The organism is Paraburkholderia strydomiana (assembly GCF_031456815.1).
Classification (GTDB): Bacteria; Pseudomonadota; Gammaproteobacteria; order Burkholderiales; family Burkholderiaceae; genus Paraburkholderia; species Paraburkholderia caledonica.
On sequence record NZ_JAVDVL010000014.1, the window covers coordinates 76,547 to 96,555 of the forward strand.

The following is a 20,009-nucleotide window of genomic DNA, read 5'->3' on the forward strand; positions in this document are numbered from 1 at the left end:
GGTCGCATTGCTCTGCAGATCGCCACCGACCCAAGCGCGGGTGCCGCCAGCCTCACCGCGCCGGTCCGTTGCTTTTGCCGGTCGAATGCGCCATCGGAGCCGCCCGATCGCTGAATTGCGCGCCAATCGTCTGCCTCGCGCGAGAGAGTCGGCTCATGATCGTGCCAATTGGCACGCCGAGCGTTTCGGCCGCTTCCGCATAACTCAACCCCTCGATCGCCACCAACAGCATCACGATTCGCTGAGCCTCGGGCAGCCGCTCAAGGGCCGCTATGATTTGGCGGCTAAGCACGACCGCTTCAGGATTGCTCGCGCCGGGATCAGCCACGGTAGCGAGCAAGCTTGCGTCCCACTCCACGGTCGAACGGCTACGCACCTTACGCGCCCGCAGCTCGTTAATCCACGTGGAGTGAACGATGGAGAACATCCAGCTTAGCGGCGAGGTACCTGGTTGCAACTGGCTGGCACGCTCTAGGCCTCGCAGACAGGCACGTTGAAGTACGTCCTCAGCGCTGTGCTCGTTCCCGCACAGGCGCAGGGAGAACGCCCACAGACGCGGCAGCATGAGCGGCAGCATATTGGGCAGACTCTCAGCGTCTGTTTTCGACATCATCGACCAGCTGGAAGGGAAGATTACCGGACGCTCTAACGCGCCGGATGGCTACTGACCGACGTACCGCTGCGACCATCCATTCCCATCGACTCACGTCCTGCAGCCATTCATGCATGCACACTCAGTCCCATATCGTGCCGCGCGCGATCATCGTGTAGAAGTTGCACGATGCAAAGAACGTGTTACTCGACGATGCACTTTCCAACTTGTCGACGTACTCACTGGCCTCGAGCTCCGACATTACTCCGGAGCTCGGCAGCAAAACGCGTAGTGCGGGCAAGGTCGAGGACCAGAAATCGGCGCGTCCAATGTCGGCGGCGACATAGGCTCTTGACCATTCAAGGCTGAATCCTTGATCCGAGAGAAGCCTGGGCATCAACCGCATGACTCGGCCTTGGGTGTGGCCCGCTATCGCTTGCAGCCGGTCAGTTTCCGCGCCCCCGTCAGGAGCGTCGGTTGCGTAGGTTAGCGAATCAAAATCACCGTCAAATATCACGAGCCTTCCTCCAGGACGGAGGAGTCGCCGCGCCTCTTGCAAAACGGTGACGGGGTCAACGACGTGACTTACCAAAGTATGCATAATCAACACATCGAATTGGCCCTGTAGTTCGATGATTGAATGAGCGTCGCCAGTTAGGAAATCTATCTTGTGGGACAAGCCTTCCTCTGATGCTAACCGTTTCCCGGTCTCTACAAGGTAGGGGCTGATATCAATTGCGGTGATGCGTTCCTTGCAGTCGTCACGACTCGCGATCATGCGGGCGATAGCCCCCGTGCCACAGCCAAGGTCGAGAACCGATTCGTGTCCTTTAAGTTCTAATGCATTGACATATTCGTCAACCACCTTTTGAAAAAAGCGGTGTTTGGCGCGGGCCTCCAACCGTGAAGCAATTGCTAACAGCGACTTCTCATCTGCCGCGAAAGTTCGGCCGAAGACATCGGGGCCCTTCAACTGTTTTTGTGAAACCATAGTGGACCGTAGGTAAATGGGGAAAGGCCAAACTTGTTAGGCCCATCAATCGTCCCTTAAGATTTGCAATCCGCAAGGCCCAGAGTCAAGTCAAGCGTGTGCCGTCTATTGCGCGGACGGTTCGCTACTCATCCAGCAGGTCGTTGATTGAGTGACTCACGGAACGACGGTCGAGTTAACGCATCGGACAATCACGACGTCAAACTGTTGGGCGCCGGGAGTCGTGTCGGATCGTTGTCGGCGACATTCGAGCTGGACAATCGGTCAGAAGCAAATCGCCAGCTATGACCAAATCTTTTCCGTCGGAGTGAGATACTTACGCACACTGAGTACGCTTTCTTTCCGCGCGACGGGTCGGCGGCGCCTGCACCTCCTATGTCAGAAGGAGACGTCAGTGTAGTTGGAAGAACGATCTCGTGCGTGCGTGTGTCGCGAATCTGCCTTTCCAAATCGCGAACGCTGACTCGCTCTCCATGATGCACTGGCGCATGCGAGGCACCGCTCTCCGATGTCGATGCCCACAATCAGAGCGATGCGGCGAACGACAGTTGAGGGGATTAGCTTCATCACGTTGTGACGGTTGGCTTAGACGGCTTCAAGCCCTTTTCCCCGACCATCTTCCGGGAAGGCTCGGACCAGTACGGTGCCGGCTGCACCGCTCGCACCTCGGAGACCATTGGATCGATGGAATTTGGACGCCGAAACACGCCGTTGCATGCGCATAGCCTTAATGAGTACACGTTGTTCGTCGCGGCGACACCATCGAAGTGAGGTGGGTGTGAAAAGGTTGATTCAACGTCTGATGGAATTGCGGAATAGAGGCATACAGGATCCGATTACTTCACGCCGCCTGGTCTTGCGTGCGCCCATAGAGGGAGAATCGCGAAGCAGGGAGCGTTTGGCAAATTCGACGCATCGGTCAGCAGATGCCGCTTCGGGAAAATCGCAGGAAGTCGAGGCGGGGGTCAAGTGGACACCGTTGCGCTTGAGGCGGAGCGTGGGGTGACCGATGCGGAGCCATAAGTGCATTCAAACTCCTGCGAAACGCTGCGCCGTGTATAGTTCATCGGAGCCCGCTAAAAGAACTGTTCGACGAGCGCGCGCAGCACCGCACCATCCATGTCACTCAGCAACTCTTATGACATGCTCTCGAGACTGGGCGCCTGAGAGGCCAAAATCATACGGTCAAAAGCCGCCGGACACAATCTCACTGACGAGGAAGGGCGAAACACGGAATCACCGCGTCTAACATACACACCGCTGAAAATACATAGCCCGTCGTCGCGCGCGAGGCCCAGTCGCCATAGTTGGTCGGTGTACTTGCCGCAGCGCGGATCGCTCCAAGACACGCTGAGCGTCCTGGTTGTGAGCCGTTCAATAACTGACACTTGGACAAGTGGGATCTTACTGTAAGCGGGCGCCGACATATTGTCTTGCATCAATGGCAAGATCTTATGCTTACTCTTCTGGCGGACTCCGCCAGTTGACGCCAAGATCTGCGCAAATGGATTAGGCATCAGGACCTCGATCAAGGCGCGAAAGTAGAAATCTTTCGAAGCCGTGTTGACCTCAGGACAGTCGCCTCGATCGATTTCCCTGTGTGCAGCGCAGATGCTTTCATTTAGGACATTGCTCATATCGTCCGGCTCACATGTCAACAAGAATTTAGGGGCTGCGTTAGGGCAGTCGCTAAGCGGCGCGGCTAGAGCAGCGGACCAACTTTGTGAGCTGGCGAGCTAGCGGATTGACCCTGCCCCACCCGCGCCGTCGCTTCGTGGATGATCACGGGCGACCAAGGGTCCTCAGTAACGTACCCGCTCCTCGATGAGCATTGGCCGGCGGTTTGCGGCGCAACAAGGATTTGTCGAGCGACCTCACGCACAGAATATGCACGCGCTGTCATCCGCTACTTATCCTGCGTAGCGAGGCGTGTTGCGCGGCCTGACGCCGCTGTTCGCCGCTGAATTGCTGAACGTCGTACAGACCTCCGCTGTCCGCTGGCCATATCTCGATGCGTGCACCTCCAACCCCTTCGGGTCCGGGAGGTTACGCAAGCGGAATAATCAATTTTTGCCGGCCGGCTCCGCTACGCCATGTAGGCGTTAACAAGAGGATATCCTTCCAAAGTGCGATGCCTGTGCATGCAGAACACTTCCCATCGAGTTTTATTCCTGCAACGATCACAAATAAAAACAGCGTTAGCTGGACCAGTCCCGAAAGCTATCATTGAGCATGCGTAACGGACGGTTTGTCCACATGCGCCTTTGTTTTAATAACTCGCTAGAGCCGACCGGGAACGACCGAAGGAAACCGTCGCGCGTTGTCTCCCAACGGCAGCATACCAAACACCTAGACAGGCATCTGTGAAGTTCCACGCTTTCGCCCGTGACAGATGCAAAAGGTAAGTGACGATCCCCGCTGGCAGGATTGCCGTTGACCGGCCGTTGCTCGGCCGACTCGCTATGCGAATGCGGAAACAACAGCCCCGTGCCGGACGGCCTGCTGCAAGTGCGGAGATATCTCGTCGACGTTGGCATTTGCGATCTGCCGAGCAATGGTCGACAAGTCGCCCGAGTCAGGCGTGCCGATTAACGCGTACGCAAGTTCGTTCTGCCGCCACGACACGACAGTCATGCCGTCCACCTTCTTCTGCGCGATCGACTCGTCTGGCCTCGAATCCTTGATTACGCAAAGGGCGACGGGCACGCCGTGCTCGGGCAGGTACACAATCTGCACAAGCGGCTTGCCGTCATAACTCAAGCGCTCAACCGACTTGAACGCGAATCCTGCCGGACGCAGGTCCGGAACGCGCAAGCGAATACCGTCCACGTTGCGGATTGCCTCAATCTTATCGGCCGCCGCCGTTTGATCCGGCGCTACATTCTCAACGGTCTCACGCGTGTACATCCGCTGATAATCCGCGGCGACGCTAACCCACGACCGCCTGTCGACGCTCGCAGTCGTCGCCGCGCCGTTGCTGAACGCGCCCGGCAGGCGCGCGTTCAATTGTTGTACGAGGCCCACGCAGAACGCTCCGGCGACGAAAGCCGCGGCAAGCCACAAAAGGCTTGGTGAGCGCCGTGCTGGCTGTCTCGCCGCGAGATCGGTTCTTTCTTGTGCGGCACTCGCCATTGCCTCGACCCGACGCCGAAGTTCATCCGGCACCGGTGGCAGCTTCTGCCTCGCGAATGCTTCCCAATAAGGCAGCCGCGACGTACGCAGCAATTCCACGGTGCGCCTCAGATCGACCGATTCAGCCAGCGCCTGCTCGACCGAGGCAGCATCGGCAGCGCTCAGTTCGCCGTCGGCGTATGCGATCAGTAGGCTGTCGTCGAGCTTCATTGGACGTTATGCAAAAAGGAGGAATGAGGATTGAGTAGGCTCGGGCCCGCGAAACTTACGTTTTCAAGCGGACATCTATGATAACCGCAGCAGTTGCAACTTCACGTCGAACGAGACTTTCGCAATGGACTTACCAACTCCGTGAAGGCCCATTGGTCACGACCGTTAAGGCATAGTAGATCCACTCATGCAAAATCAATGCGCGCCTGCATGCGCTGCCGACTCTTCCTTCATGCGGCGGCCAAACGACTCGGCATACGTAGCCCAGCGTGCTGCAAGCAGCGGATCCGACGACGGCGGGATGCCGTTCGGGCAGGGTCGTCGGGTCGAAAATGATATCGCAGCACGGGCCTTCTATCTGCGCTTGCGCTCGATCGATCACTAGAGTACCCACGTCGATCTGGATTCGATCGGGCGACTGCGCCCATTGCCGCGTGGAGTCGTCGGTCGTGTCACCCAGCAACGCGACGTTCAGCGTCGGTTGCCAGCGCAATGGACCGCTTCCCAGATGCTCGATCAAACAGCGGTGGCGCTCAATCGACACACATGCAGTGTCGTTGAGGGTCTAGGGAACTAAAAAAATTGTCATCGCCGGGTCGGCATCAATGCAGACGGTAGCATACATTAGCACGCCCTCCGCTACCTGCAAAATTGTTCGTAGTGCGTTACACTTTCTACAGCCCACCGCCAGAGGCAGACGATCTCTCATGATTGCGACACCATGTGCGGGATCGATATAAACGAGGGTAAAGGAGAAATACGTGTAATGAGCGGTGCAGATCTGCCAAGCATGCTTTTTGAAATGCTGCCACGGTTATGGGCCTTCGCGCTTCGCCTGTCAGGAGACCGGGGCGACGCCGAGGAGCTGGTGCATGAAGCCTCGTTGCGGGCCTTGGAACGCGTGCATCAATTGGAGCCCGGCAAGTCGCCGCTGAACTTGATGTTTTCTATCATTCATTCGGTCTGGATCAATGACATGCATGCGCGCAACATACGCAAGCGTTGCAGCTTTGAGTGGGACGACCGCCTCCTTGAAGTTCTGGCGAACCCTGTGGATAGGCAACAGCAACCGCACCCAGTACACACGCAGATAGTGGATGCAACACAGCGGCTGCCCGAGGCACAGCGAGTGGTGTTGCTGCTGGTCGCGGTCGAGGGCATGACTTATCAGCAGACCGCCGACATCCTAGAGGTGCCGATCGGCATCGTAATGAGCCGCCTGTCTCGCGCAAGACAGGCGGTTGGCGCAATGCTCAGGGACGGTGCCGTCCCGTTGGTGCAGTCGAAACCGCAAAAGGACTTTATTGCATGAAGGTCGACGACCCTCAACTTCTTGCCTATGTGGATGGCGGCTTGCGGCCAGATGAGCGCGCGGCGGTGGAAGCGCAACTGCGCACGTCCGCGGAGATGAGGCAAAAAATTGCATTGCTGCGCGCGTCACGCGTCGACTTCCGCAAAGCTTTCGCACATCAGGGGATGCCGCCCGTACCCGAGTCGCTAAGGCTAAAGATAGACGACATGTCGCGCGTGCTTCAAACGAGGCAAGTGTGTGAAAAGCCGGATCCCGGTCAGATATGGACCTTTCAGCAGGAACATCGACGAAAGAGTCCCGGCGTCCCTCTCTGGCTCACCGCGGCATGCGTGGCGTGTGCATTTGTGTGCGGCCAGTTCACGCACATTAACTTCCTGGCCGGCGAGGCGCCAGCCACTCGGGCGTCCGACGGCAGACAGACTACGAGCAACGCTGATGCCTCATCGTGGGTCGCAGCTGCCGTCGGTTACCAGAAGCTTTTCGCTCGAGAAACTGTCGCATATACAAGCACGGATCGGTCGGCTGCATCGAAGATCGTCCGCGACATTCGTAACGATGACAGACTTCAAATACGCGTCCCCGATCTCCGCAGTGCCGGGCTGACCTTCAAGGCAGTGCAAAGGCTGCGCTTCGACAACCAGCCGCTCGTGCACATCATCTATTTGCCCCGCAGCGGTCCGCCCATCGCGTTGTGTGTGATGAAAGACCCCCGACGCGACGAACGAGTGGCAACGCGCACCGTGGATGCGATGAAAGTGGCGCTGTGGCGGCAAGCGGAGATTTCTTACGCGCTGATTGGTGACCCGAAAGGCCCTGATCTGGGTGAGCTTGGCAAACGGATCTCGAACATTGACGTTGCCCCGCTGTTCACCGACACTGAATTGACGGACGTGCCACCCGGGATGGCTCCCTGGGCAGCCTAGCCAGTCCGGGTGCAGCAATGAGGCGTAAAACATTGGAACGCGCCGTGGGAGTAGGCACACATCCGGATAGCCGTCCTCCGTAACACAACATCTTCCGATACTGCCCGCACTGATTGTTGCTGACTGACTTAATCATGCGGATGTGTCGGCTCGTTGCAAGCGCACGCGTAATTCGAGTCGTTCCACGCATTCCCGAGAATGATGCTGCAGAAGTTCATGCGACGGAAACTGGGATTCTTGAGCGCGAGGACATCGTCGTTGACTGTGCCAAACGTCGAGTCTGGGCGGTGCTTCATACCGTCGTAAAAGGCGTTGATAATCTGCTCTTTAAAGTTTAGCCCGCGAGGGTGAGCTGCAACCACCACCTTGCGCTGTTCCTCGGTGAACTCATCGAATGCAAAGCCGAGCACGTCCATCTCGACGCCTGCCGTCACCAGTTGAACGACCGGCTTCTTGAATGGCGGAATACCCGGCGTGGTATGCAACGCAATCGCGTCCCACACGAGGTCGACATCTCCTTCGGGAATGCCGTGCTGCTCGAGGAAGCTACGCGCCGCATTCGCGCTGTCCACCTCGAAGCGGTTCTGGGACGTCCTGAATTGTTCGGTGAGCCCCATGTCGTGGAACATCGCGCCGATGTACAGAAGCTCTGGGTCATACTTCAATTGCTTACGCTCGCCCGTGAGAGCGCCGAAAAGAAACACGCGAGTCGAGTGGTGAAAAAGCAGGTCCGACTCCGTGTCGCGAACCAGTTCAGAGGCCGCGCGTGCCATTGCGCTATCGGGGATCTCTACACCTGCGATTGTCGTCATAGCTGTTGCTCCAATATTTGCTTGCTCTGACCGCACCTCTTCTGAAGCGGCTACAGGACGCTTTGGGGCATGCCCCCCCTCTTCTAGCGAGTCTGGACTGCCGCTCTTTGGTCGCACTGCGCGCGCCTATGCGCCGTCCGTCTTGGCAAAGGAATTCGAAGATGGAGGTCAACCATCGAACAAGTATCGGACTGCAGCCACCTGCTTTCAACTTGATAGATACGCGGAACACGGCCAATACACCAGTGTTTTCTGCCAAGTCCACGTTGCCCTGCAACCGCGGCAAATCGGGGCTCGATAAAGGGAAGGGTTGACTTCAAAGAGCATCACAGAGAAGCTACCCCCACTTTCCATCGGCTAGTGACCAGATTGCAGCCATTGCACTGCGTGCCCTTCAGAATCAACGCGCGAGCCATCTAGCTTAGGCATCGAGAGACTTGTACACCGTTCGTTTTCAATTTGACGATGGATCCAGTTCAAACAATTGGACATGTCGAATCTCGCGTGCCCAAGGAGCGTGAGCGCGCCCCTGTGTGACTGAACCCGATTCAGCGGCCGTCTTCGCAGATCCCCATAAGTCACCCAAAGAAATCGAATGTGACGAGAAAATTTGAAGCTCGAAGGATCGGTAATTAAGCGAGCGGTGCGTCTCAGACCAACGCGCGGCGGTGTCGTGGATCGACGGTCTCGACGGTCGCCGCCGATTCCTCTCAGGCGTCACCACGCTTGATCGAGCGCGCCAAGTGCTGGTACAAGCGACATTAAGGCCGTACTTGCAGATCGGCCATTGCTCAATGTGTGGTCGAAGCCTCGTGTTCCTGACCTTTTGCAAGAAACATTCACGCGTCCGAAAGACGTTTGGCTTCAGCGTTACCTCCTTCAACAGGGACTGAACCGGCATTCGCAGTGACTATCACGCGCATTTAAATACTGAGTTAAACATAATCAATGCGCTGAACGATGCTACTCGCAGGCAATGTGCGGGCCAATATCGCCCTCTTCTTCCTGCGGGCTGGCGAACGCAGAGGCGTCGGCCGACGCGCCCCATCGCGACATCGTCGCAGAGCCGTTCTCACGCGCGCGGAAACGGCGAGCATTAGGCTGAACAGATATGCTCCGTCGGGGTGACGATCCGTTGCCAGCCGTACGCTTGTATGTCGATACTACTTTGCGCCGTTTCCGCGATAAATCGGGAGCTGCGACTCTTGCGCACGATGCTGCAAAAATGGCTGGTCAGCGCGATCTGGGCAGAGTGATTGGCAAACCATATACAAAGAAATCAATTGTCGGGCGTCGAAAGCCGGGGGCTCTTGGTACCGCCGTTGGCTTAGCTGTCAGGGCGCCTGGGTCGCTATACGTGCACTGCCATCAGTGCCTCCTGCCCGTCGGAAAACAGATCCGGTCGGGTGGTTGACTCTACCGACACCCCATCTTCCACCGCCGCGAGAGTGCGCAGCGCTGAAACCCGGGACATGCACAATCGATTACCAAAGGATGCGGTCCACACCGCGTTGCAATCGCTCGCGATTGGGCCGCTTTGGTCACTAACACTGGATCGCGCGATCACGCATGCACTAACATGGCACGAGATGCGACGGTACTATAAATCGCGCTGTGACAAGAGACGCCCGCCTTCGCGGAGCACTTCATCAGGCTGACAGAAGCTGAGACGTATCATGCCCGTGTCGGCGCCATCGCTATAAAAATGCGATAAAGGGATCGTGCCGACACGCTTACGCCGTAACAAATCAAGCACGAAATCACGGTCGCTGCGATCTGAAACGGCGCGGAAATCAGCCAGCAAGAAAAACCCGCTGGCGCAGGGCTGCACTTTAAGCGCCGATTCGCTGAGCGAATCGATCAGGAGATCTCGCTTCTTCTGGTAGAAGTCGGTCAAATTAAGATAGTTGGTTTCATCCGCCAGAGCGGCTGCAAGGGCAACTTGAAACGGTGCAGGAGCCGAGTAGACGAGATACTGGTGAATCATCCGTATCTCTTTCGTGATCTCGGCCGGCGCGACGCAATACCCAACGCGCCAGCCAGTGACATGAAAGGTCTTGCCCAATGAAAAAACAATCACACTGCGTTCTGCCAGCTCTGGATAACGGGCCATGCTCTGATGGACCTTTCCATCGTAGACCATATGCTCATACACTTCGTCGGACAAAACGACTATATCTGTTCCGCGCGTCACCGAGATCAGGTTTTCGATGTCGTGCCGATCGAACACGGCGCCCGATGGGTTATGCGGTGTGTTGATAATGATCATTCGTGTGCGCGCCGTGATAGCCGCTCGGACCAAATTCCAGTCTATTCTCATCGTATCGAGAGGAATCTTAATCGGAATCGCTGTCGCGCCTTGCAACTGAATCGTCGGCTGATAGCATTCAAACCCGGGGTCGAAGTAGATCACTTCGTCGCCTGGATGCACGAGCGCTGTGATCGCGGCATATACGGCCTCGAGGCCGCCTGCGGTTATCGTGATTTCGGTGTTGGGGTCGTACTGAGCACCATACAGCTTTGCGGTTTTGGCGGCCAGCGCTTGGCGTAACGAAAGTAGGCCAGGCATCGGTGCATATTGGTTCAAGCCATCCCGTATTGCCTGAAACGCAGATTCGACGAGAACCTGGTCGGGCACGAAGCCGGGCGCACCTTGCCACAGGTTGATCGCATTGTATTCAGCAGCGAGTTGGCCGACTGTTGAAAAAATAGAAATTCCGCTTTTCAGCTTGGACTTCAGAACAAGAGAGCTTTGCATCGTCGGGGTCGAGAATGAACCTGTAGGGTTGATTGGCGGGTTAGGATTTGCAAGACATCCCCAAACCACTGGTTACTTACGGCCGGATGGACATAGGAGCGGTCCGGTCAACAGATCGCGAGCTCCGGTCGATTCGTCAATTGGCGTGGTAGTCGAGGCCTCCCGATCCAGCAACTCCTGCGCTTTGGGAAAGTAGTCGGCCAATCGGCCTTCCTGTCGACCATCCCGTTCCCATAGGTAAACGGCACGTATGCGAAGCTTCGCTTCAAGGGTCCTTTGGTCGGTCATCACTGGGTTCCTCTCGCATCTGAACAAAAGTGTCGCGTGCGGCCATTGGAAGATAGAAATTTGCCGCGATTACTTAGTGAACACTTGAGACGCGGCCTTATTCCCGCAGAAGTCAAACTTCCTGCAAGTGGACAACTATCGACGCCAAAGTGTCTACGGCTTCTTAATGGGAGTCAGAACGTGAGACTCTGCGTTGCATTTCGTCGTCTGTGTGCGACGGATTTCGAAACCGTCGATCGGCGCGGTGAGAGGGACTGCTATCTGAAGTCGACCTGCCGGTGATCGGACGGGACAAGCCGAAATTTCCGATGGTGCCACTCGCGTCTGAAGTGCCGATCTCGGCCGTTCCTCATCACAGTTTCGGTTGCGCCGGAATACGCTCGATCTTGCATATATCGTGGGTTAAGGATCGGACAGCGCCGGCCCGGAAAGCTTCGGTGAGCGACGCGACAACGCCAACACGACGTGGATCTCGGCGCCAAGTGTGCCGGACGGCAATGAAACCGGCGGCCGAGCACATGAGCTTCGGCGCGACACGATCGCCGTTCGCGCATATAGTCGAGGTTCGCCTGGGCGGCCGGCCATACGGCCGACGCAACGGCCGCCGGGTCGTCGAGAAACTTGGACGGCTTCGATAAGACGGTCTGGCGGAAGGTCGGGAACAATGCGGCGCTATGTCGCGATTTTTCGGGCGAGTGGCCCGCCTGCTGTGCAGTGTCCAGAGTTTGCAGGTGGGCGTGTCAGACACCGATTGCGCGCAGGAATTCGGCGCGAGCACTCCGGTCACTCGCGAGTTCCCCCACAAACGACTGGGTAACGACCCGTTCGTCGCCGCGCCGTACCTCACCAAGCAAAAGACACAGTTGCTCCGCCTCGATCACGCATGCAGCGCCGCGAGCATCGCCATCTTCCACCAGCGCGCGAGCAACCGCGTCGGTCGCGTGCTCCTGATAAATAAATCGATGACACACAACGTCAACGAGCCGCGTGAGACGGCCGAACCCGAACAGTCGGCTTCCGGGTAGATACGCGACGTGCGCGACGCCGCGGAACGGCAGTAGATGATGTGGGCACATTCCATGCACTGTAATGCCGCGCATGACCACCATGTCGCGGCGAGGGTCCGCGAAACCGCAGCCGAGCGCAGTGGCTGGGTCGCTCTCGTAGCCGTCCAGCAGGCGGTTTTGCCATAGTTCCCGCGCACTTCGCGCAGAGGCGCGAAATTGTTCGTTTTGCGCATCAAAACCTGCGGCTTTCAGCATGCCAATCACGGCTTGCTCGAACGCAGCCGAGTCAAAGGACCTCACGCGCTCAACACCGACGCAGGTCGGCGGCGTTTCGCCGGGGGCGGGTTGAAATTCGTGGTAAGGCATTCATCACTCCTAGTCGGTCTGGCGATGGCGGACGCCGCACCGGGTTGCTGTCATATTGGAGATAACAGTTCAAGGAAACGAATATTCCACCTGCACGTGCCGCATCAAGCGCGGAGGCAAGGACCGAGGCAGGGTTCGTTGCCGCGCAACAGTCTGCCGCGCTTCAGTGATTCGGACGGCGTGGACGTCGTCTGTCGTTATGAGGCTTTGTCAACCCAGCCAGGCATGCACGTGGCAGCCCATTACTCTCGGCCGCCGCCGCCGTCGATTTCGGCAGCTCCGAGTAACTGGCTGAACGAGCACGCGCAGGTCGCATGGCGTGACTGGACGTAACGGGCGCGGCGAACGACGCGTGCCCAAAACGCAGAGGCCCTTCAGCGCAGCGCCGAGGTTGCGGCAGTCAGGCTATCGCCCATCAGCGATCTATGCCACGCGAAGATGCGATCGATCGCGCCGAGTAGCGAAGGTTCGGCGAGGTCGTGCGGCAACAATCACGGGCAGCATACGCTGCCCGGTTTCAGGTCAAGACGCGCGCACCTGCCCTTCCAGCCCAGTCAATGTATGCGTGCCGAGCGTTTCCAAATCGCAGTCAATGCGGTTCCGGCATGAGAGCGTTCGACCGAGGCGCGCGAACATGTGCACTACGCGCGGATCCACACAGACGCGTCCGACACGACCGCCTGATACTGTCCGTCGGTGGCTCTGAAAATGTTTTGTTGCCAGTAGCGGCCGTGTTTCGCGTAGTGAGCGAGCAAGTCCGCGAGTGTTTCCCCGGTTAGTTCGGGCAGTTCCGCGCGCACCAGCAGGACGGAGTTGCCTGTGCCCCGATCAACGCCGAGTTGCGCCTTGTCTTGCGCATAGACGAGCACGTTGGCTTCCAGCATGAGCCGATACATGTCGAGCATGCGTTCGGGCGCGACTGCTCCGAGCTCGAACACGATGTGTAACCCGGTGTCGTCATTGAAATGATCGAGCCGGATGTCAAAGCCTTCCACTTTGATCAAGCGCTTGTCGAGCATATGATCGGCATCGGGCAAGCCGACCGTCGCGCATAGCGCTTCAATCAGCGGCCTGTAGTAATCGATGTCCACGGCGCACCCGATCCGCTTGGCGTTGTAACCAGACGTTCTCGACAGGGAAATTCATCAGGCGTGATCTCAGGGGCGAAGGCGCCGGCTTGCAGCACGATCACGTTCCACTGAGCATGCGCGCGATCTTTAGGTGACTGTGCACGTCGGCGATGACCTCGTTGACTGGAGAAACAGTGCCGGGAGACCGCGACGGAACTCGCGTGCCGTCGGGCTCGGCTTGCGGCGCAGTGCCTACGCCTAATGCGAGGGAGCCCACTGCGTCCGCGAACCAACTCATGCGAATGTCGGCATCGCCGTCGGCGTGGACTAGGTCGGACGTAAAGCCAACCAACGTTACATTGACATGGCTCGTGACCGCCCGGTTGCCAAACGCAATGGCGCTGCTTCCTGACGTCGTCGCATTAGTTTCCATCGCAATGGCGTTTGCAGTGCGACGCCATCGACGCCTGATCTGGCCCGCTCTCCGACATGGCAACCGGTGAGCAGGACGTCTCTTGGTCGGCGTTGCCTTCTTGCGGTAGCGGATCGTGCGGCGCTCTCGGGTAGTACTTGACTCCCCGACCGTAGAACATGCGAGCTAGCCCGCGTTCCACCACAGTGGTTGTCTAGAACAGGTGATCAATGCGGCGGGTGAAGCGTGCTGACCACTGCACGCCGGTATGGCGTGTAATCGAACTCGGGATAAACAGTAGCCCGCGTGGATAACAACTAGCCGCCGCGGGACACCAGATCCGGCGTGATGATCCACGAAAGGCCGCCGAAGCCGTTGGTGGTGGCCTGATGCGGCGCGACCGCATCGCGCAGATCCTCCCCAAAAGGCTTCGAAAAGCAATGGTCCGAAGACGTACTTATACTTCACGTCGTTGTTGTTGCGCGTGCCGTGCAAGGCGACCGTCAGTCGAACGATCGGCGTCAAGCCTGACGACGCGCCATGGGAGCGAACGCGCGGTGAATCGGTTCGATATCCTCGAATGTCGGGTGCACAGACGGATCAGTCAGCTCCCCTTCTTGCAGCGCTCGCAGGTGCGGGTAAGTCTTCGGCGCGACTTTCAGTCGTAGCGGTTGCATGTCGATGCTCGTCGATCTTTTCGTCGGTCATTGGAGCCACGTCCTCGTGTCCTGGTGGTCTAATCGAGCGGTACCCGATAAACAGTGGGATCCGCGAACTGAATCCCACCACTGACGAGTGTAAGGGGCCTGTTATCTATTTCTACCTGCGTTCTGTACCGATCGATATAATTGTCACATAGGCGGCGGGAGAACGGCCTCAACCAAGCAATTGTCGAGAGAAACAGCTCACGGCGCGACCGCGCGAGTTTAATGAAGAGCGGGTGCTGAAGCTATGACCGACGCATTCTAGTCGAGAGGATACGAAAGCACTTCAGTGCGCAATCTCGCATTACTCACCGGCTTAACGCAGCCCAGTTTGTACAACGCGTTCGGCGATAAGCGGGCGCTTGTCTCGCCGTGCCTTGGAGCATTAGCTCGAGAGAACGCTAAGAGCAATCACGGCTTTTTTAACAAAAGTAATTTGGGCGGTCGCTTTCAGATCCGCAGCAGCGGGGCCGCTTGATGGTCAATTCAACGTCGGAAGCGACGTCTGAGGATGTCGAGTTCCGGCGTGCACTTTCGGAGAACGTACCTTTCTGGTTACCGGTGCTACCAAAGGCATTGGTCGCGCATTATCGAACCGGCTTGCCGCCGCTGGTCATCACGTCGTCGGACTCGCACGACGTACCGATGATCCAACGTTCCCGGGTACGCTGGTGTCTCTCGTCCTCGGCGATTGCAACGCAACTAAGGAGTCTCTTGAGACACTTACCGCACGCTACACGTTCGATGATGTCGTCAATAACATGGGCTTCGTCCGGTTGGCACGGGTGGGCGAGATCAATCTCGACGACCTAGAAGCAAGTTTTCGCATCAATCTGCTCCCGCAGTTCAGACGATGCGAGCCATTTTACCTAACATGCACAAACAGGGATGGGGGCGTGTGGTTAACCTGTCCAGTTTGACGATTCATGCGCAGCGCTCCGCTTAGGCAGCCGCCAAAGCCGCGACGGTCACCATGACGCGAACATGGGCGCTGGAACTCGCAGACGCTGACATCACTGTCAACGCTATCGCGCCCGGACCGGTGGAGACCGAGATGTTTCGCGAGAACACTCCTGCCGGAGCGACGCGAAGCACCGCTTCCTATCGTTGATCCCGATAAAGCGACTGGGCAAGCCCCATGAACTCGCTGCGGGCATCGAATTCTTATTGTCGGAGGGACTGCTCTGGCGTCGCGGCATCTCCATTGCAATCAGCGCGAGGCGCTTGACCCGGCTTCGCTCACGCACTCATCTGAACACGCTTGTCAGAATTTGACGGTGATTTGGGACTCGCCGATTTTTTGATCGCCGTGCAGTAACAGGCAATAGTCGCGATGACACCCGCCGGGGCGGCAGCACCGGGATGTCAGTATCACACTATCGGCGAGTACCAGGATATCGAACTCGACGGCCCACGCGGCGCTAACGACGGTTTATCAACGTGTGTAGGTCGCAGCGCATCGCACCGCCGGACATGTCACGGAAGCGGCATCGCGCTAAGCGCAATCCACTGGTTGGGCCGGGCACTGTCACGAGGTTCCCACCCGGACTCGCATCGCTCCGCGTGGGACTTCGCGGTCATTCATGACATCGACTAACAAATGCATCAACTGCGCGTCCGCGCTCACTGCTTCGCAACCGTCACATTCATGAGCCGTAATCGAGGTACGGTGGCGTTGCCCTGCGCAACATTCATCGGGAGATTTTCTGATATGTCGTCGAATTTCAATTCGCGGTTTCCGCAACCACCGCTTGGCGGCGGCCATTCTGTTGGTCACTCAAGCCCTTACGGATCGAGCCATTCGCTTCCACAACACCCCCCATCTCACGCGGCGCCCGCACGTCAGGTTCCGGCCGCGCTAGGGGGCCTGCAACCGCGCAGTGCTCGCACGCAACAGACAGGACAGCCGCAGCACGGCTTCGGCTATTACGCGTCATGCGGTCCGTGCAGACCTTCGCCTTCGCCGCCGCCGGGCGGAGGCATCGCACTGCGACCGATGGGACCTCACAGCAGCCCGAATATATCGCAGCAGCCGTCTGCGCAACCGCCGATGGCTAACCCTAGTCACCTGGCGATGCACCTGCACCACCCCATGCTGTCGTCGCAGATGTGCTGGGATGCAGTCAGCTCGTTCGGCCAGCTCACCGGTCTTGTGACGCGCCCGATCAATCCGCAGCACGATCTGGTGAGCTTGCACGACTCGAGGATCAGTAGCGCGCATGAAATGGCAAGTATTCCAGCCGGCCACTCGATCGGCTTTTACGACGGGGACCGGCTGGTTCACGTGATGGTCAGGACCGGAGCGGGCAGAGCTTCAGGCAATAAGAACGACTGCGTCGGTGTGGGTAATCCCATCGGCTGGGAAAACCTGGATCTCGCGAACGGTCTCAACTGGCAGCGAGGCGGCGTGCAGGCGCCGCCCAACCATCGTCTTCTGACCGTCGTTCATCGGCCGTTGAGCGATGCGGGAATGCCGCCGCAGCCGCCGCAGCTGATGCAGCGCATGGGGCAGACATATTCTGGCCGGTTGCATCCGGGCCAACCTTATCCTGGACCGCCGTATCCCGGACAGTTTGGCGGGTACGGGTCAGGGTACTAAGGGCAATTGAGGGCAAACTCACCGGTGAACCTTCAACGCCCTCTTGGAGCGCTCACCTGCAGTTATCCGGGGGCGGCTTTGTGCCGCGCTCTTCCGCCAGCACGTTGCAGTCATTGACTCGCTGCTCGTCGCTGGCCTTGTCGCCCAGCCGCTCCTTCAGCGTTTTTGGATCTGCCTAGTCTGGCACACGCCCTGTAGCAGACGGATTCGATGCTGCCGTACCGATCACTGTGTTGAGAATGCGCGCGCCCCGCGACTCACATGTCGTACTCCGCACACATATCGACGGGTACGCCGAATTCACAACCCTACGCTGGACCTTGACCCGTCCCGCGCATCTATGCGGCGGCAACGACGTCCGATTGTCCCGATTCATAATGAGTGTTGGTCATGAGCGTGTCCGTGCATTCAATATGGCGCAGAAAGCAGGCGGCTGTGAATATCCCGATCCGCTGCCGGTGAGCATTCCGCATCAGCAGGCGGATCTGCGCACGCTGGCCCGCCAGACATGGATACTGGTTGTCTTTGGCGATATAAATGAAGTCAGCCCGATCGAAGCGGCCGTCGGCCTTTGCGCCGGATGTTTGCGTCTTAGGTACCGGTGCCGCGATACCCGCGTCGTCGCACGCCTTGATCTCTGGTGCGCTGAAATATCCACGGTCTGCCAGTGCCTTGATTTCCTTCTTCCCCATCGCGTCGCGCGCCGCTTTGGCCATCGCACTCAACTGCGTCCGGTCGTTGCCGGCGTTCGTGACTTCGTGGGTAACGATGAGATGGTGCCGGGCGTCGACGGCGACCTGAACGTTATAGCCAACCACGCCCGTACGCTTGGCTTGGGAGATCATCGAGCGTGAGTCCGGGTCGGTCAGTGAGATCTGCTTTTCCGGCAGATCGTTCAGGAGTTCCGCTGCGCGTTTCAGATCGCGCATCTGTTCACGCAGCGTCTCGATCTTCTCCCGTAGGCGTTCAGTCTTCGCGTCTACCTCGGCCGGCTGAGTGCGATCGGCGGTCTCCAGCGCGTCCCGATAACGCCGGATGCTTTGCCCGATCTGCTCCTGACGCCGTGCAATCTTGTTGGGCGTGAAGTTGTTGTCGCGGCTGTTGACGGCCGTGAACCTGCTACCGTCGATGGCTACGACCGCTTGTGTGAACAGCTTCAGGTCACGGCATATCATCACGAAGCGACTGCACACGTTGCGAATGCCTTCGCCATTGCTCCGCCTGAACTCGGCAATCGTCTTGAAGTCCTGCGCAAGCCGGCCGGTCAGCCACATCAGTTCGACATTGCGCTGGCACTCCCGCTCCAGGCGTCGGCCAGACTGCACGCGGTTGAGATAGCTAGATATAGATCTTGAGCAGTACGGCTGTGTGGTAAGAAGGTCGCCCGGTGCTTACTGGCGTAGTGCCTTCGAATCCGAGGGATGCCAGTTCGAGTTCTTCGACGAATGCGTCGACAATCCGCACAGGATTATCTCCAGCGATAAAGTCATCTAGACATTCTGGCAGGAGTGTCGTCTGACTGCGTTCCGCACCTTCGACAAATCACCCCATCTGCGCCTCTCGCTCCAGCAGGTTGATACAGTCTAGATGATCAACTGAGTTTTTACACAACCTCGGCCAGAAGCGGACACCGGCCCGCGCTTTCCCAGTGACGTTCGAACATCGGCTCTGCCTTGGGAACTGCCGTGAGGCTGCAGTCAAAAGCGTAAGCCTACTCCGGCTTCGATCAGATCCGTGTCGCGGTTGTAGCGCGTGACGACGCGATTCCATGTGATGCGCGTGAGCCAGTGATTGCCGAGCCTATAACTCGCTGATACTGCAACAAGCGCCGAGATGCGACCGTCACCGGTGCGGTTTTGCGCAAGCCCATCGTTCTGTGTGATGGAAACATACGGCCCGACGCCCACTGACAGCGTGAACCCGTCGTCGAAGAAAGCGCGGGTGGCCCAAAGCTGCGCGGCAATGCCGTCGCGGCGCGACTGGATTTTCCCTCCTTCGTGGATGTATGAGGCCGTCACGTCAACATAGCGCAACAACCCGCGCCGGTATTCGAGACTTCCGGCATTGGCCGGCTCGGAGTTCTCGCTGTTCAGGATCGTCTTGCCGAGCATCACGCTGACTTCGTTACTCGTTACCTTCGATGTCCGTGGTATCGGGCGCTGTCGTGGACCGGGCTCGCCCTTGTTCTCGAGTTGATAGCCGATGCCGAACAGCAGCGCGGTCGTGTCGGGGCCGCCAAATGCCTGGACGTGATTTAGCTGCGCCTGGGCAATCCAACGGCGATCGAAATAATATGCGGCGCGCATGCTCCACAACAGACTCCAACCATGCGTGTTTGAGTAGTCGCCTCCGGACTGCGCTGCGGTTGTATCGAAGTATCGGTACGGCCCTGTGCCGGCCGATAACTCCAGCCGGTTGCTCCACAGTGGCAGACGCCCCCAGGCTTGCACGGCTTGGCCGTCGCGGTGATGCTGTGGAATGTGACCTTCGTTGATCCAGGAAAAGCTCCACGCGGCGAAGCGGCCGAGGCCTTCGCGATAAGTGGCGTTCCACGAATAGGTGTTTGCACTGTCACTGATGAGGGGGCCGGCCAGCAGCGAGAATTCCTGTGCACTTGCGGGCGAAGACAGGACGAGGAAGATGCCGATCAGAAACATCGGCAGGGAAGGAATATGCTCGTTTCCGCTTCGGTTTGCGGACACTACCCCACCATTGGCAGACTGGAAATAAGAAAGACAGCGTCTCGGGACTAGCTACGTTTCCCGACGCGATATTTGCAGCGACGAAGGTAGTAAGTGAGACACACGATACGCGAAAAATACCGCTCCGACAT

The 20,009-nt window shown here is 58.2% G+C and carries 13 protein-coding genes and 3 pseudogenes; 5 read left to right on the plus strand and 11 right to left on the minus strand.

What is annotated here, in order from left to right:
- Positions 1–52: 52 nt before the first annotated feature.
- The 4 genes from J2W46_RS28495 to J2W46_RS28505 all read right to left on the minus strand — a co-directional run bounded on the left by J2W46_RS28495 (position 53) and on the right by J2W46_RS28505 (position 4,925).
- Complete coding sequence (locus tag J2W46_RS28495) at positions 53–610, minus strand: RNA polymerase sigma factor (protein WP_310358488.1); 558 nt, start codon at positions 608–610, stop codon at positions 53–55.
- A 124-nt stretch (positions 611–734) separates the two neighbouring features.
- Positions 735–1,583 carry a methyltransferase domain-containing protein gene (locus tag J2W46_RS28500; RefSeq protein WP_310358312.1) on the minus strand — a complete coding sequence of 283 codons (849 nt, stop codon included), beginning with the start codon at positions 1,581–1,583 and terminating at the stop codon, positions 735–737.
- Positions 1,584–2,719: 1,136 nt separating this feature from the next.
- On the minus strand, positions 2,720–3,220 hold the full coding sequence (locus J2W46_RS34405) for a DUF3331 domain-containing protein (RefSeq protein WP_374726879.1): 501 nt from the start codon (positions 3,218–3,220) through the stop codon (positions 2,720–2,722).
- Between the two features lie 823 nt (positions 3,221–4,043).
- Positions 4,044–4,925, minus strand: a complete 882-nt coding sequence (locus tag J2W46_RS28505; RefSeq protein WP_310358314.1) for an anti-sigma factor family protein — start codon at positions 4,923–4,925, stop codon at positions 4,044–4,046.
- Between the two features lie 766 nt (positions 4,926–5,691).
- Here J2W46_RS28505 and J2W46_RS28510 point away from each other — a divergent pair.
- Both J2W46_RS28510 and J2W46_RS28515 read left to right on the plus strand, forming a co-directional pair.
- Positions 5,692–6,237, plus strand: a complete 546-nt coding sequence (locus J2W46_RS28510; RefSeq protein ID WP_310358316.1) for an RNA polymerase sigma factor — start codon at positions 5,692–5,694, stop codon at positions 6,235–6,237.
- The gene (locus J2W46_RS28515; protein ID WP_310358317.1) at positions 6,234–7,160 is read left to right on the plus strand and encodes an anti-sigma factor; all 927 of its coding nucleotides are present in this window, start codon (positions 6,234–6,236) and stop codon (positions 7,158–7,160) included. Before J2W46_RS28510 ends, J2W46_RS28515 begins: the two co-directional genes overlap by 4 nt.
- A gap of 128 nt (positions 7,161–7,288) precedes the next feature.
- Here the strand turns inward: J2W46_RS28515 and J2W46_RS28520 are convergent, their stop codons facing one another.
- The 5 genes from J2W46_RS28520 to J2W46_RS28535 form a co-directional block, all read right to left on the minus strand.
- On the minus strand, positions 7,289–7,972 hold the full coding sequence (locus J2W46_RS28520) for an HD domain-containing protein (protein WP_310358320.1): 684 nt from the start codon (positions 7,970–7,972) through the stop codon (positions 7,289–7,291).
- Positions 7,973–9,572: 1,600 nt separating this feature from the next.
- Entirely contained in the window at positions 9,573–10,730 is a 1,158-nt protein-coding gene (locus tag J2W46_RS28525; RefSeq protein ID WP_310358322.1) for a methionine aminotransferase, read from the minus strand.
- Positions 10,731–10,802: 72 nt separating this feature from the next.
- Entirely contained in the window at positions 10,803–11,018 is a 216-nt protein-coding gene (locus J2W46_RS34410; protein ID WP_374726880.1) for a DUF2934 domain-containing protein, read from the minus strand.
- 740 nt (positions 11,019–11,758) lie between these two features.
- Positions 11,759–12,391 (minus strand): GTP cyclohydrolase I FolE, encoded by a 633-nt coding sequence (folE, locus tag J2W46_RS28530; RefSeq protein ID WP_310358324.1) that lies wholly within the window; start codon positions 12,389–12,391, stop codon positions 11,759–11,761.
- A gap of 641 nt (positions 12,392–13,032) precedes the next feature.
- The gene (locus tag J2W46_RS28535; RefSeq protein WP_310358326.1) at positions 13,033–13,482 is read right to left on the minus strand and encodes a CesT family type III secretion system chaperone; all 450 of its coding nucleotides are present in this window, start codon (positions 13,480–13,482) and stop codon (positions 13,033–13,035) included.
- A 1,375-nt stretch (positions 13,483–14,857) separates the two neighbouring features.
- On the opposite strand from J2W46_RS28535, the pseudogene J2W46_RS28540 reads away from it, so the two are divergent.
- The 3 genes and pseudogenes from J2W46_RS28540 to J2W46_RS28550 all read left to right on the plus strand — a co-directional run.
- Positions 14,858–15,055, plus strand: a pseudogene (locus tag J2W46_RS28540) (hypothetical protein); the annotation flags it as partial.
- A gap of 73 nt (positions 15,056–15,128) precedes the next feature.
- A pseudogene (locus tag J2W46_RS28545) lies at positions 15,129–15,852 on the plus strand (SDR family NAD(P)-dependent oxidoreductase).
- Between the two features lie 775 nt (positions 15,853–16,627).
- Complete coding sequence (locus tag J2W46_RS28550) at positions 16,628–17,176, plus strand: hypothetical protein (RefSeq protein WP_310358331.1); 549 nt, start codon at positions 16,628–16,630, stop codon at positions 17,174–17,176.
- A 491-nt stretch (positions 17,177–17,667) separates the two neighbouring features.
- Here the strand turns inward: J2W46_RS28550 and J2W46_RS28555 are convergent.
- Positions 17,668–18,682 (minus strand): annotated as a pseudogene (locus J2W46_RS28555) (IS1182 family transposase); the annotation flags it as partial.
- 191 nt (positions 18,683–18,873) lie between these two features.
- A complete protein-coding gene (locus J2W46_RS28560; RefSeq protein WP_310358492.1) occupies positions 18,874–19,833 on the minus strand; it encodes a hypothetical protein in 960 nt (319 codons plus the stop codon).
- Positions 19,834–20,009 lie beyond the last annotated feature (176 nt).

Bases quoted from the DNA above. Each gene is read 5' to 3' on its own strand.
- J2W46_RS28560 (WP_310358492.1), bottom strand. From the start codon at position 19,833: ATGTTTCTGATCGGCATCTTCCTCGTCCTGTCTTCGCCCGCAAGTGCA.
- J2W46_RS28505 (WP_310358314.1), bottom strand. From the start codon at position 4,925: ATGAAGCTCGACGACAGCCTACTGATCGCATACGCCGACGGCGAACTG.
- J2W46_RS28510 (WP_310358316.1), top strand. From the start codon at position 5,692: ATGAGCGGTGCAGATCTGCCAAGCATGCTTTTTGAAATGCTGCCACGG.
- J2W46_RS28550 (WP_310358331.1), top strand. From the start codon at position 16,628: ATGGCTAACCCTAGTCACCTGGCGATGCACCTGCACCACCCCATGCTG.
- folE (WP_310358324.1), bottom strand. From the start codon at position 12,391: ATGCCTTACCACGAATTTCAACCCGCCCCCGGCGAAACGCCGCCGACC.
- J2W46_RS28500 (WP_310358312.1), bottom strand. From the start codon at position 1,583: ATGGTTTCACAAAAACAGTTGAAGGGCCCCGATGTCTTCGGCCGAACT.
- J2W46_RS28520 (WP_310358320.1), bottom strand. From the start codon at position 7,972: ATGACGACAATCGCAGGTGTAGAGATCCCCGATAGCGCAATGGCACGC.
- J2W46_RS28495 (WP_310358488.1), bottom strand. From the start codon at position 610: ATGTCGAAAACAGACGCTGAGAGTCTGCCCAATATGCTGCCGCTCATG.
- J2W46_RS34410 (WP_374726880.1), bottom strand. From the start codon at position 11,018: ATGACCGACCAAAGGACCCTTGAAGCGAAGCTTCGCATACGTGCCGTT.
- J2W46_RS28515 (WP_310358317.1), top strand. From the start codon at position 6,234: ATGAAGGTCGACGACCCTCAACTTCTTGCCTATGTGGATGGCGGCTTG.
- J2W46_RS34405 (WP_374726879.1), bottom strand. From the start codon at position 3,220: ATGAGCAATGTCCTAAATGAAAGCATCTGCGCTGCACACAGGGAAATC.
- J2W46_RS28525 (WP_310358322.1), bottom strand. From the start codon at position 10,730: ATGCAAAGCTCTCTTGTTCTGAAGTCCAAGCTGAAAAGCGGAATTTCT.